Genomic DNA, 12,736 nt, shown 5'->3' on the forward strand with positions numbered 1-12,736 from the left:
CTCCATGACAGTAAAGCTCACGATAGATTGCATGGGAGGCGACCACGGCCCGTCCGTGACCGTTCCCGCTGCCGTCAACTTCGTTCGTTCGCATCCCGACGCGCAACTGCTGCTCGTCGGCATTGAAGGTGCGATTCGTGCGCAGCTGAAGAAGTTGAAGGCACAAGACCTGCCGGCGCTGACCGTCGTCCCTGCTTCCGAGATCGTCGCCATGGACGATTCGGTTGAGGTCGCGCTGCGCAAGAAAAAAGATTCATCCATGCGCGTTGCGCTGAATCGCGTCAAGGAAGGCGAGGCGCAAGCCTGCGTCTCCGCCGGCAATACCGGTGCCTTGATGGCGGTGTCGCGCTACGTGCTGAAAACGCTGTCGGGCATTGAGCGCCCGGCCATCGCGTTTGCTCTGCCTAATCCCGACGGCTATACGACAATGCTCGATCTGGGCGCCAACGTCGACTGCGAACCGCAGCATCTGCTGCAGTTCGCGGAGATGGGGCACGCGCTCGTGTCGGCGCTCGAAGGCAAGGAGCGGCCCACCATCGGGCTACTCAACATCGGCGAAGAAGTCATCAAGGGCAATGACACCATCAAGCGTGCCGGCGAACTGTTGCGCGCGAGTACACTCAACTTTCACGGCAATGTGGAAGGCAACGATATCTTCAAGGGCACGGTCGACGTGATCGTCTGCGACGGTTTCGTGGGTAACGTCGCGTTGAAGACGTCGGAAGGTCTCGCGCAGATGCTCAACGACATCATCAAGGAAGAGTTCGGCCGTTCGTGGCTCACCAAGGTAATGGCGGTACTCGCGTTGCCGGTATTGATGCGTTTCAAGAAGCGCGTCGATCACCGGCAATACAATGGCGCGGCGCTGCTTGGTCTGCGGGGCCTGGTGATAAAAAGCCACGGGTCGGCGGACGCCTACGGGTTTGAGTGGGCTATCAAACGCGGGTATGATGCCGTCAAAAACGGCGTGCTGGAACGCCTTGCGCGAGCAATGGAAGAGAACGCGGGTTCTCTCGAACAGGCGGCGCGCGACGCGAGTGGTGCGGGTCACGCAAGCCCGATCGCAGGCCAGCCGGCCGAGCCCTACGCTGCGCAATCCTCGAAGGCATAATGGCTCAATCGACAATTTATTCCCGCGTGCTGGGCACCGGCAGCTACCTGCCGCCCGGGCGCGTCACCAATCAGGATCTGGCTGAACGTCTCGCCCGCCAAGGCGTCGAGACCAGCGACGAATGGATTGTTGCCCGTACGGGCATCCATGCGCGCCACTTCGCCGAACCCGATGTCGCGACCAGCGACCTGGCGCTCATCGCCGCACAGCGCGCGATCGAAGCAGCGGACATCGATCCGCAATCCATCGACCTGATCATCGTTGCCACCTCCACGCCTGACTTCGTGTTTCCGAGCACGGCGTGTCTGTTGCAGAACAAGCTCGGCATCAAGAATCACGGCGCTGCATTCGACGTGCAAGCGGTCTGTTCCGGCTTCGCCTACGCGGTCGCCACGGCGGACAGTTTCATTCGCAGCGGCCAGCATCGTACGGCGCTGGTGATCGGCGCCGAAACCTTCTCGCGCATTCTCGATTTCAAGGACCGCACCACCTGTGTGCTGTTCGGCGACGGTGCCGGCGCGGTGATCCTGCAGGCCTCCGACGAACCGGGCGTGCTGGCCAGCGCCTTGCATGCGGACGGCAGCCATTCGGGCATTCTCTGCACGCCGGGCAACGTGAACGGCGGCGTGATCGAAGGCAGCGCGTTTCTGCACATGGACGGCCAGGCGGTGTTCAAGCTTGCCGTGAACGTGCTCGAAAAAGTCGCGGTCGAAGCGCTCGCCAAGGCGAATCTGTCCGCCGAGCAGATCGACTGGCTGATTCCGCATCAGGCCAATATCCGCATCATGCAAAGCACCTGCCGCAAGCTCGGCTTGCCGCAGGAGCGCATGGTCGTCACGGTGGGCGAGCACGGCAATACGTCGGCTGCGTCCATTCCGCTCGCATTCGACGTCGCGGTGCGCGACGGCCGCATCAAGCGCGGTCAGAACGTGCTGATCGAAGGCGTCGGCGGCGGCTTCACGTGGGGCGCGTCGGTCATCCGCTACTGATAGCGGCGACACGCCGGGCGCCGCTAATGGCACCCGAGTGCGCCGGCGCGATATCGTTCGATGTCCGCGCCGCGCGCCACCCGCATCTGACTCAATCGATTTTGGGGACGTTATGAAATTTGCGTTCGTTTTTCCTGGGCAAGGTTCGCAGACGGTCGGCATGCTCAACGCATTCGCCGATCACGCGATCGTGCGCGAGACGGTTCAGGAAGCTTCCGACGCGCTCAATCAGGATCTCGGCAAGCTGATCGCCGAAGGGCCGGTCGAAGATCTGAATCTCACCACCAATACCCAGCCGGTCATGCTGACCGCCGCTTACGCGATTTATCGCGCGTGGCAGCAGGCAGGTGGCCCGCAGCCGGCAATCGTCGCCGGTCATAGCCTCGGCGAATATACGGCGCTGGTGGCGGCCGGTGCGCTCGCGTTCCGCGACGCCGTGCCGCTCGTGCGCTTCCGCGCGCAAGCGATGCAAACGGCGGTGCCGGTCGGCGAAGGCGGCATGGCCGCGATTCTCGGCCTCGACGACGACACGGTGCGCGCGGTGTGCGTCGAAGCATCGGTTGCGGGTGTCGTCGAAGCGGTCAATTTCAACGCGCCGGCGCAAGTCGTGATCGCGGGCCACAAGGCGGCGGTCGAGAAGGCCTGCGAAGTGGCCAAGGCGAAGGGCGCCAAGCGTGCGTTGCCGCTGCCGGTGTCGGCGCCGTTCCACTCGTCGCTGCTCAAGCCGGCGTCGGACCAGCTTCGCGAGTATCTGGCCAGCGTCAACGTACAGGTGCCGGCGATTCCGGTCATCAATAACGTCGACGTCGCCATCGTCAACGAACCGGCTCAGATCAAGGACGCGCTGGTGCGCCAGGCGGCCGGTGCGGTGCGCTGGGTCGAAAGCGTGCAGGCGATCGCGGCTCAGGGCGTCACGCATGTGATCGAATGCGGTCCTGGCAAGGTCCTTGCGGGTTTGACCAAGCGTATCGACGGCAATCTGATCGGCGCTTCGGTGTTCGATCCGGCTTCGCTCGAAGAAACGCTCAAGCTCGTGACGGCAGGCTGAACGCCGCTTCGTAACGTGCCCGGCAACGGGCGTCGAGGCGCGGCATCAGGACGCTGCATCAGCAATCAATCAGCCCTCCGAAGGGCATTCGGACTGACAGATGGAAAAGATTCTCGACAAGCAGATCGCAATCGTGACGGGCGCATCGCGCGGCATCGGCCGGGCGATCGCGATGGAACTGGCGCGCCAGGGCGCGACGGTCATCGGCACGGCGACCAGCGAGAGCGGCGCGGCCGCGATCACCGAAGCGTTTAACGCGGCCGGCGTGAACGGTCGTGGCGCGGTGCTCAACGTCAACGACGCGGCCGCGGCCGAAGCGTTGATCGACGGCACGGTGAAGGAGTTTGGCGCGCTGCACGTGCTGGTGAACAACGCCGGCATCACACAGGACCAACTGGCCATGCGGATGAAAGACGACGACTGGGATGCGGTGGTCGACACCAACCTCAAGTCGGTCTTCCGTTTGTCGCGCGCGGTGCTGCGCCCCATGATGAAGGCCCGCGGCGGCCGCATCATCAACATCACGTCGGTGGTTGGCTCGGCCGGCAACCCGGGGCAGGTCAACTACGCGGCCGCGAAAGCGGGCGTGGCGGGCATGACGCGCGCGCTGGCACGCGAGATCGGCAGCCGCGGCATCACCGTGAATTGCGTCGCGCCGGGCTTCATCGACACCGACATGACCAAGACCTTGCCGGAAGAGCAGCAAACGGCGCTGAAGACGCAAATTCCGCTCGGCCGTCTGGGCAGCCCGGAAGATATCGCGCACGCCGTCGTGTTCCTGGCGTCGCCGCAAGCGGGCTATATCACCGGTACGACGTTGCATGTGAACGGCGGAATGTACATGTCGTAACCAAATTCGGTTACTATCCGCGCCTTGATGCGTTTGCAAAAGCGTAAGGCGCATGCCTTGACAGCAACCCGATGCGCCGCTTTTTTGCCGGGTCAAACCTGATAAAATGCGCGCACCTGTATTTTTGAACTTCTTTTCCCTTGGAGGGGTAATGGACAATATCGAACAGCGCGTCAAGAAGATCGTCGCAGAACAACTGGGCGTTGCAGAAGCTGAGATCAAGAACGAAGCTTCGTTCGTGAACGACCTCGGCGCCGACTCGCTCGACACCGTTGAACTCGTGATGGCCCTCGAAGACGAATTCGGCATGGAAATTCCGGATGAAGAAGCCGAGAAGATCACTACCGTTCAGCAAGCGATCGACTACGCTCGCGCGAACGTCAAGGCCTAAGGTCATTCGCGCCTGCGTTTCTGCGTTGGTGGCGTATGACGCCCTGCCGTGTCGGTTGCCGACGCCAGCAGGGTTGGCGCTTTTTGCCGTGCAGGAGCCAGCGATGTTGACAGCGCAACTTTTCGCGCAATTGCCGACTTTCAAGAAAACACCGGGCCGCCCCAAGTTTTCTTGCGTCTCCTTCGGGGGACTGGTGCGAAGCACCAGAATCGGGGGCGGTTAACAGCCACAGGGCATACAGGGCACGTTCCTGTGGTCGCTGTGGCTTTTGCTTTTGTCATCTATGAAAAAGGGGTTACCGTGAGCCGCCGTCGTGTTGTTGTTACAGGCCTGGGGCTGATTTCGCCTGTTGGCAATAATGTTGCCGACGGCTGGGCCAATCTGGTCGCCGGCAAGTCGGGCATTGCCAATATCACGAAGTTCGATGCGTCGAACTTCTCGACTCGTTTCGCCGGCGAGGTGAAGGGCTTCAATATCGAGGACTACATCCCCGGTAAAGAGGCGCGCCACATGGATACGTTCATCCATTACGGCGTGGCTGCAGGCATCCAGGCGATGCAGGACAGCGGCCTCGAAGTCACCGACGAGAATTCGGAACGCATCGGTGTGGTGGTCGGTTCGGGCATCGGCGGTCTGCCGATGATCGAAGCCACGCAAACGGAATATGCGAATCGCGGCCCGCGCCGTATTTCGCCGTTTTTCGTGCCGGCGTCGATCATCAACATGATCTCCGGCCACCTGTCGATCAAGTTCGGCATCAAGGGTCCGAATCTGGCGATCGTCACCGCATGCACCACCGGTCTGCACTGTATCGGCGAGGCTTCGCGCCTGATCGAATACGGTGACGCCGACGTGATGATCGCGGGCGGCGCGGAATCCACCGTGTCGCCGCTGGGTATCGGCGGCTTTGCGGCGGCGCGCGCGCTGTCCCAGCGCAATGACGATCCGGCAACGGCGAGCCGTCCGTGGGACAAGGATCGCGATGGTTTCGTGCTGGGTGAGGGCGCTGGCGTGATGGTGCTCGAAGAGTACGAACATGCGAAGGCGCGCGGCGCGAAGATTTACGCCGAAGTCAGCGGCTATGGGATGAGCGGCGACGCCTATCACATGACCGCGCCACTGGAAGATGGCGACGGCGCACGCCGCTGCATGCTGGCCGCGTTGAAGAACGCGGGTATCAATGCCGATCAGGTGAATTACCTGAACGCGCACGGCACCTCCACGCCGCTGGGCGACCTGGCGGAAACTACCGGCATCAAGCGCGCTTTCGGCGATCACGCCAAAGACATGGTCGTGAACTCGACCAAGTCGATGACGGGTCACCTGTTGGGCGGCGCCGGCGGTCTGGAGTCGGTGTTCACCGTGCTGGCCGTGCATCATCAGGTGTCGCCGCCGACGATCAACATCTTCAATCAGGATCCGGCCTGCGATCTGGACTACTGCGCCAACACCGCGCGGGAAATGAAGATCGACGTCGCGCTGAAGAACTCGTTCGGGTTCGGCGGCACGAACGGCACGCTGGTTTTCAAGCGCGCGTGATCGTCTGATCGTTTGGTGACAAGTCAGTCGACACCGCCGGTTCGCCCGGCGGTTTCCCCCGAATCGGCTACGCCTGACGGAGCGCCGCAACGGATTCCGTTGCGGCGCTCTTTTGTTATGCGCGCTGCGTTGGGGGCGTTCATCCTGACTGCGACGTGGGCTGTTTATGCGTGCGCTGCATCGCATCTCGGGGCGGCGAAAGCCGTTCCGTTGACGCTCGCCGTTTGCGTGCTGCTCATGTTTCGTGCGATCAAACATGAGCGGGCGCAGCCCGTCGTACTGAAAATCGGGCGGGAGGGGCTGTCTGTTGGGGATCGCATAGGTCGTGTATCGGCGCAGAGGCGCATTGCCGGCTGTGCGCACTGGAGCGACTGCCTGCTGGTTCTGGCACTTGCCGGGGAGCGCGGGCGCGAATCCACCTTGCTGCTTACCGCCGACACGCTGCCACGCCCCGTGTTCCGCAAACTGGCGGTGCTGGGCCGGCGCGCTGCGGGTGCCTGACTGTAACGACTGTAACCGCTGTTACCGGAGTAACGTCTCATCGTTGATGGGGACGCTACAATGGTCCCCCGCCATGCGCCCTATAGTTAACGGATTTATCAGGTGAGCGAAAAAGAAATTGATCAGGTGCTGGTTGAGCGCGTCCAGAAGGGCGACAAGGCCGCGTTCGAGCTTCTGGTCTCCAAATACCACCGCAAGATTCTTCGGCTGATCTCGCGCCTCGTGCGGGACCCCGCCGAAGTAGAAGACGTCGCCCAGGACGCCTTTATCAAGGCGTACCGGGCATTGCCGCAGTTTCGCGGAGAATCGGCGTTTTATACGTGGTTGTACCGGATTGCGGTCAACACGGCAAAGAACTACCTTGCGACCCAGGGGCGGCGCGCGCCGACATCGACCGAAGCGGATGCTGAAGAAGCTGAAACTTTCTCGGACGCGGACCAACTAAGGGATATCAACACGCCCGAGTCGATGTTGATGAGCAAGCAGATCGCTGAGACGGTCAATGCTGCGATGGCGGTTTTACCGGAAGAGTTGCGCACCGCCATTACTCTTCGTGAAATTGAAGGTTTGAGTTACGAGGAAATCGCTGAGATGATGGGTTGCCCAATTGGCACAGTCAGATCACGAATTTTCCGCGCTCGCGAAGCCATTGCGGCAAAATTGCGTCCGTTGCTTGACACACCTGAAGGCAAGCGCTGGTAAACCACCAGCCGGGCCGTATGGGGCACGGGTGCAATATCTGGATTAGTGGTGTCACTACGGGGTATTTGTAAGATGGGGAGCATCATGGGGTCGGTCTCGGTGCAATCGCAAGCCAGCTCGCGCGGCGAGCGTCTGTCCGCTTTTGTCGACGGTGAGTTGTTCGGCGAAGAGCATCTCAATCTGAACGCGTTTCTTTCCGGGCTGAATAGCGAGGATCGCACCGCCTGGTCGAGCTATCACCTGATCGGCGACGCTTTGCGTTCCGACGATCTGGCGGTTAGCCCGGCGGCGAGCAGCGCGTTCCTGAGCGGCTTCGCCGCGCGCCTCGACAGCGAGCCACATGTGCTCGCGCCTGCGGCCATGCCGGTTGCGCGTCGTTTGCTGGCGCTGCGCCGTCGTGTGGTGCCCGCTTTCGCGGTGGCGGCCGCTGCCGCCACGCTGACATGGATCGTCGTGCCGCAACTGCAAGGCGTGCCGGGCGGTTCGGGGGCGGCGCAGTTCGCGTCGGTCCAGTCGCACGGCGACTCGCTGCAACGCGTGGCCATGGCCTCGGTGCCGTCCGCGACGGTCCAGCCCGTCGCGCAAGACGCCAATATCATTCGCGACGCCAGTCTCGACCAGTATCTGGAAGCTCACCAGCAATTCGCGCAACAACCGGTCATGCCGGGCTCGATGCCGCTGATTCGCGCTGCCGCAGTTTCTACGCAAGGCCAATAGTTTGATGCAGACTCCGCGGTTGAATAAAACGACTATCTGGGGGCGGCTGCCGGCATTTCTGTTCTGCGCAGCCGTATTGTTGTCCGCTACACCGCGGGTCTTTGCACAAACCGACGACCCGCTCGTCGCCCGTCGCACGGCCGCGGATCTGCTCGATCGCATCCATCAGGCCGCCCAGCAGCAAAATTACGAAGGCGCCTTCGTCTATCAGCGCGGCAATTTCGTGCAGACTTCGCGGATCGCGCATTATGCGACCCGCAATGACGGCGAATTCGAGCAGCTCGAGAGTCTGGACGGCAAGCCGCGCAAAATGCTGCGCCATAACGAAGACCTCTACACGTTCGTGCCCGAGCGGCATCTGTGCGTGGTCGAGAAGCGTCAGAACAAAGACTCGTTTCCGGCGCTGCTGGCAGTCAGCGGCGAACAGGTGCTGTCGGTTTATGAGCCTAAGCTGCTGGGCGACGATCGCGTAGCGGGCGTTGACAGCCAGGTGATCGAACTTGATCCGAAAGACGCCTATCGTTTCGCGTACAAGCTGTGGGCCGACAAGAAAACCGGCCTGTTGCTGCGCGCGCAGACTCTCGACGCGAACGGGCAGGTGCTCGAACAACTGTCGTTCTCGCAGATTCGCATCGGCGTGCCGATGGACAAGGCCGGGATCGTCAACGGGATTCGCAACCTGACGGGCTGGACCGTGGTGCGTCCGCCGGTCGAACCGGTCGACATGGCCGCGCAGGGCTGGCAGATCACGCCGACCGTGCCGGGCTTCCGCAAGATTCGTGAATTGCGTCGGCCGATGGCCGCGCGCGACGCGGGCCAGCCGACCATTCCGGTGGATCAGGCCGTGTTCTCGGACGGCCTCGCGGCCATTTCGGTGTTCGTCGAGCCGGTCGAGAACAACACGCGCAAGGAAGGCGCGGGTAGCACCGGCGCCACCCATGTGCTGGTGAAGCGCCGCGGCGACTTCTGGATTACTCTGCTTGGTGAAGTGCCCCAGACCACATTGCAGCAATTTGCGTCTGCCATAGAATACAAAGCTCCGAAGTAATCCTCCGAATCCTGAATCCCTCGGCTTGCTACGATATGACGACTTTCTCGGTGCGCAAATTCCTCGCGGCCGCGGTAGTGGCGGCGTGTTTGCCGCTCATGCCGCACACGGCGTCGGCGGCTCCTGCCGCAGCCAATCTGCCCGACTTCACTGATCTCGTCGACAAGGTCGGCCCGGCGGTCGTCAACATTCGCACGACGACGCGCGTGTCGAGCGGCAGCGGCGCCCGCGGCGGCTTGCCGCCGGGTATGGACGACGGCGATATGTCGGAATTCTTCCGCCGCTTCTTCGGCATTCCGTTGCCGCAGTCGCCGCAATCGCCGGGTTCGCCGCGCGGTGGCGATAACGGCGGCAGCGGCGGTAGTGGCGGCAGCCAGGACACGCCGGATAACACCGATCCGGAGCAAAATAGCGGCGTCGGCTCGGGCTTCATCCTGTCGGCGGACGGCTACGTGATGACCAACGCGCACGTCGTCGACGACGCGGACACCATCTACGTCACGCTCACCGACAAGCGCGAATTCAAGGCCAAGCTGATCGGCGTGGACGATCGGACCGACGTCGCCGTCGTCAAGATCAGCGCCGCCAACCTGCCGACCATCACGATCGGCGATTCGAACAAGGTTCGCGTCGGTGAGTGGGTCGTGGCGATCGGCTCGCCGTTCGGTCTCGAGAACACGGTGACGGCCGGTATCGTCAGCGCCAAGGGGCGCGATACGGGCGACTATCTGCCGTTCATCCAGACCGATGTGGCTGTTAACCCGGGCAACTCGGGCGGTCCGCTGATCAACATGCAAGGCGAAGTGATCGGCATCAACTCGCAGATCTACAGCCGTACCGGCGGTTTCATGGGCATTTCTTTCGCGATTCCGATCGACGAGGCGATGCGCGTGGCCGACCAGTTGAAAACGTCGGGCAAGGTGGTGCGCGGCCGGATCGCGGTGGCGATCGGCGAAGTGACCAAAGACGTCGCCGATTCGCTCGGCCTGCCGAAGGCGCAAGGCGCGCTGGTCAGCAGCGTCGAGCCGGGCGGCCCGGCGGACAAGGCGGGCGTGCAGCCGGGCGACATCATCCTGAAGTTCAACGGCCATTCGGTGGATACGGCAACGGATCTGCCGCGCATGGTCGGCGATACGAAGCCGGGCACCAAATCGACGATCACGATCTGGCGCAAGGGTCAGACGCGCGACCTGCCGGTCACGATCGCCGAAATGCAGCCGGACAAGACCACCAAGGCGGACCAGAAAAAGCCGCAGCCGCCGAAGCAGCGTGCGACCAACGTGCTGGGTCTGGCCGTCAGCGATATCCCGGCCGACCAGCTGAAGTCGCTGAAGCTGCGCAATGGCGTGCAGATCGACGCGGCTGACGGCCCGGCCGCGCGCGTCGGCTTGCAGAAGGGCGACATCATTCTGCGGGTGGGCGATACGGACATTACGAGCGCGAAGCAGTTCGACGATCTGAGCGCGCATCTCGATCCGTCGAAGATGGTTGCGTTGCTGGTTCGCCGCGGCGAGAACACGCAGTTCGTGCCGGTCCGTCCGCGCAGCGGCGCCCAGAAATGACGAAGGCGGCGCCACTCACGCTCTACGGGCGCGCGTGGTGCCACCTGTGCGACGACATGCGCGTCGCACTCGAGCCGTTGCTAGCGGAGTTCGGGGCGCAGGTGGACGTGGTCGACGTCGACAGCGATCCGGTGCTGGAAGCGCGTTACAACGAGCGGGTGCCGGTTCTGCTCTGCGATGGCGTCGAACTGTGCCACTATCACCTCGACGTCACACGGGTTCGCGAGGCGCTAGCCGCAAGAAACACGCGCACGGCAGCGACGCCCTGAGTTCGCTCGGGGTTCAAACAGGGCGCCAACGGGCGCCGTTCACACCAGGTATCACGTCTCTCTCGAGCCGTCTTTTCCGCCCGGACCTCGCAAGATGCGCCGGGCGATAGCCTTTTCGGCTAAAATAGATAGGTTTTTCACCTACTTACAAGGCGTGCTCCGCTATTGTCTGAGCGCGCCTTTTTCGCTTGATCGGTACTGAATGGATCATATTCGTAATTTCTCGATCATTGCGCACATCGACCATGGCAAGTCGACGCTCGCCGATCGCATCATCCAGATTTGCGGCGGCCTGTCCGACCGCGAGATGGAATCCCAAGTGCTCGACTCGATGGATCTCGAGCGCGAGCGCGGCATCACCATCAAGGCACAAACCGCCGCACTGACCTACAAGGCGCGTGACGGTCAGGTCTACAACCTGAACATGATCGACACGCCGGGACACGTCGACTTCTCGTATGAAGTCAGCCGCTCGCTGTCCGCGTGCGAAGGCGCTTTGCTGGTCGTCGACGCGAGCCAGGGCGTGGAGGCGCAAACCGTCGCCAACTGCTACACGGCGATCGAACTCGGCGTCGACGTGATTCCGGTGCTGAACAAGATCGACTTGCCGGCCGCGAACCCTGAAAACGCCATCGCCGAAATCGAAGACGTGATCGGCATCGACGCGACGGACGCCACGCATTGCAGCGCGAAGACCGGTCTCGGCGTCGAAGACGTGCTCGAGGCGCTGATCCTGAAGGTACCGCCGCCCAAGGGCGATCCCGAAGCGCCGCTGCAGGCGCTGATCATCGACTCGTGGTTCGACAACTACGTCGGCGTCGTGATGCTGGTGCGTATCGTCAACGGTACGCTGCGTCCGAAAGACAAGATCCGCATGATGGCGACCGGCGCGCAGTACCCGGTCGAGCATATCGGCGTATTCACGCCGAAGTCGAAGAATCTCGAATCGTTGTCGGCCGGGCAGGTGGGTTTCATCATCGCCGGCATCAAGGAATTGGCCGCGGCCAAGGTGGGCGACACGGTCACGCTGGTGAACCGTCCGGCCGCTGAGCCGCTGCCCGGTTTCAAGGAAGTGAAGCCGCAGGTGTTCGCCGGCCTCTATCCGGTCGAAGCCAACCAGTACGACGCGCTGCGCGACTCGCTCGAAAAACTCAAGCTGAACGACGCCTCGCTGCAGTACGAGCCGGAAGTGTCGCAGGCGCTCGGTTTCGGTTTCCGTTGCGGCTTCCTCGGGTTGCTGCATATGGAGATCGTGCAGGAACGTCTCGAGCGCGAGTTCGACATGGACCTGATCACCACGGCGCCGACCGTGGTGTACGAAGTCCTGCAACGCGACAATACGATCATCATGGTCGAAAATCCGGCCAAGATGCCGGAGCCGTCCAAGATCGAAGAAGTGCGCGAGCCGATCGTCACCGTGAATCTGTATATGCCGCAAGACTACGTCGGCTCAGTGATCACGCTGTGTACGCAAAAGCGCGGCAATCAGATCAATATGCAGTACCACGGCCGTCAGGTTCAGCTCACGTATGAAATTCCGATGGGCGAAGTCGTGCTCGATTTCTTCGATCGTCTGAAGTCGATTTCGCGCGGCTATGCGTCGATGGATTACGAGTTCAAGGAATACCGCGCGGCGGATGTCGTGAAGGTCGACATGCTGATCAACGGCGACAAGGTAGACGCGCTGTCGGTCATCGTGCACCGTTCGCAAAGCCAGTATCGCGGCCGCGAAGTGGCGGCGAAAATGCGCGAACTGATTCCGCGGCAAATGTACGACGTGGCGATTCAGGCGACCATCGGCGCGAACATTATTGCGCGCGAGAACATTAAAGCGTTGCGTAAGAACGTGCTGGCAAAATGCTACGGCGGCGATATCTCCCGTAAGAAGAAGCTGCTGGAAAAGCAAAAGGCAGGCAAGAAGCGAATGAAGCAGGTGGGCTCGGTCGAGATTCCGCAAGAAGCTTTCCTCGCTATTTTGCGTGTCGAAGACAAATAAGACGAACAACGGA

Annotated in this window: 13 protein-coding genes; all 13 read left to right on the forward strand. The window is 62.1% G+C overall.

The window, feature by feature from the left end; translation table 11 throughout:
* The first annotated feature begins 4 nt into the window (after positions 1 to 4).
* Positions 5 to 1,111: a phosphate acyltransferase PlsX gene (gene plsX, locus BX591_RS06105; RefSeq protein WP_035547365.1), complete on the forward strand. Its 1,107-nt coding sequence runs from the start codon at positions 5 to 7 to the stop codon at positions 1,109 to 1,111.
* A complete protein-coding gene (locus BX591_RS06110) occupies positions 1,111 to 2,100 on the forward strand; it encodes a beta-ketoacyl-ACP synthase III (protein ID WP_111929779.1) in 990 nt (329 codons plus the stop codon). The genes plsX and BX591_RS06110 overlap by 1 nt, the downstream gene beginning before the upstream one ends.
* Positions 2,101 to 2,212: 112 nt before the next feature.
* On the forward strand, positions 2,213 to 3,148 hold the full coding sequence (fabD, locus tag BX591_RS06115) for an ACP S-malonyltransferase (RefSeq protein WP_111929780.1): 936 nt from the start codon (positions 2,213 to 2,215) through the stop codon (positions 3,146 to 3,148).
* A gap of 100 nt (positions 3,149 to 3,248) precedes the next feature.
* The gene (fabG, locus tag BX591_RS06120) at positions 3,249 to 3,998 is read left to right on the forward strand and encodes a 3-oxoacyl-ACP reductase FabG (protein WP_111929781.1); all 750 of its coding nucleotides are present in this window, start codon (positions 3,249 to 3,251) and stop codon (positions 3,996 to 3,998) included.
* Positions 3,999 to 4,149: 151 nt separating this feature from the next.
* The gene (gene acpP / locus BX591_RS06125; protein WP_004197638.1) at positions 4,150 to 4,389 is read left to right on the forward strand and encodes an acyl carrier protein; all 240 of its coding nucleotides are present in this window, start codon (positions 4,150 to 4,152) and stop codon (positions 4,387 to 4,389) included.
* Positions 4,390 to 4,689: 300 nt separating this feature from the next.
* Positions 4,690 to 5,928, forward strand: coding sequence for a beta-ketoacyl-ACP synthase II (gene fabF / locus BX591_RS06130; protein ID WP_035547354.1), 1,239 nt, complete (start codon positions 4,690 to 4,692; stop codon positions 5,926 to 5,928).
* Between the two features lie 117 nt (positions 5,929 to 6,045).
* Positions 6,046 to 6,429 carry a hypothetical protein gene (locus BX591_RS06135; protein WP_111929782.1) on the forward strand — a complete coding sequence of 128 codons (384 nt, stop codon included), beginning with the start codon at positions 6,046 to 6,048 and terminating at the stop codon, positions 6,427 to 6,429.
* Positions 6,430 to 6,531: 102 nt separating this feature from the next.
* Positions 6,532 to 7,131 carry an RNA polymerase sigma factor RpoE gene (rpoE, locus tag BX591_RS06140; RefSeq protein WP_006051939.1) on the forward strand — a complete coding sequence of 200 codons (600 nt, stop codon included), beginning with the start codon at positions 6,532 to 6,534 and terminating at the stop codon, positions 7,129 to 7,131.
* An 84-nt stretch (positions 7,132 to 7,215) separates the two neighbouring features.
* Positions 7,216 to 7,848, forward strand: coding sequence for a sigma-E factor negative regulatory protein (locus BX591_RS06145; protein WP_111929921.1), 633 nt, complete (start codon positions 7,216 to 7,218; stop codon positions 7,846 to 7,848).
* 4 nt (positions 7,849 to 7,852) lie between these two features.
* Positions 7,853 to 8,896, forward strand: coding sequence for a MucB/RseB C-terminal domain-containing protein (locus tag BX591_RS06150; RefSeq protein WP_111929922.1), 1,044 nt, complete (start codon positions 7,853 to 7,855; stop codon positions 8,894 to 8,896).
* 35 nt (positions 8,897 to 8,931) lie between these two features.
* On the forward strand, positions 8,932 to 10,458 hold the full coding sequence (locus tag BX591_RS06155; protein ID WP_111929783.1) for a DegQ family serine endoprotease: 1,527 nt from the start codon (positions 8,932 to 8,934) through the stop codon (positions 10,456 to 10,458).
* Positions 10,455 to 10,727, forward strand: coding sequence for a glutaredoxin family protein (locus tag BX591_RS06160; protein WP_111929784.1), 273 nt, complete (start codon positions 10,455 to 10,457; stop codon positions 10,725 to 10,727). Before BX591_RS06155 ends, BX591_RS06160 begins: the two co-directional genes overlap by 4 nt.
* A 202-nt stretch (positions 10,728 to 10,929) precedes the next feature.
* The gene (gene lepA, locus BX591_RS06165; protein WP_111929785.1) at positions 10,930 to 12,723 is read left to right on the forward strand and encodes a translation elongation factor 4; all 1,794 of its coding nucleotides are present in this window, start codon (positions 10,930 to 10,932) and stop codon (positions 12,721 to 12,723) included.
* The last annotated feature ends 13 nt before the right edge of the window (positions 12,724 to 12,736 follow it).

It is taken from the genome of Paraburkholderia bryophila, from assembly GCF_003269035.1.
Lineage (GTDB): Bacteria > Pseudomonadota > Gammaproteobacteria > Burkholderiales > Burkholderiaceae > Paraburkholderia > Paraburkholderia bryophila.

Coding starts and splice junctions, on each gene's coding strand:
- BX591_RS06110 (WP_111929779.1), top strand. CDS start 1,111: ATGGCTCAATCGACAATTTATTCCCGCGTGCTGGGCACCGGCAGCTAC.
- BX591_RS06155 (WP_111929783.1), top strand. CDS start 8,932: ATGACGACTTTCTCGGTGCGCAAATTCCTCGCGGCCGCGGTAGTGGCG.
- BX591_RS06145 (WP_111929921.1), top strand. CDS start 7,216: ATGGGGTCGGTCTCGGTGCAATCGCAAGCCAGCTCGCGCGGCGAGCGT.
- lepA (WP_111929785.1), top strand. CDS start 10,930: ATGGATCATATTCGTAATTTCTCGATCATTGCGCACATCGACCATGGC.
- BX591_RS06160 (WP_111929784.1), top strand. CDS start 10,455: ATGACGAAGGCGGCGCCACTCACGCTCTACGGGCGCGCGTGGTGCCAC.
- plsX (WP_035547365.1), top strand. CDS start 5: ATGACAGTAAAGCTCACGATAGATTGCATGGGAGGCGACCACGGCCCG.
- BX591_RS06135 (WP_111929782.1), top strand. CDS start 6,046: ATGCGCGCTGCGTTGGGGGCGTTCATCCTGACTGCGACGTGGGCTGTT.
- BX591_RS06150 (WP_111929922.1), top strand. CDS start 7,853: ATGCAGACTCCGCGGTTGAATAAAACGACTATCTGGGGGCGGCTGCCG.
- acpP (WP_004197638.1), top strand. CDS start 4,150: ATGGACAATATCGAACAGCGCGTCAAGAAGATCGTCGCAGAACAACTG.
- fabG (WP_111929781.1), top strand. CDS start 3,249: ATGGAAAAGATTCTCGACAAGCAGATCGCAATCGTGACGGGCGCATCG.
- fabD (WP_111929780.1), top strand. CDS start 2,213: ATGAAATTTGCGTTCGTTTTTCCTGGGCAAGGTTCGCAGACGGTCGGC.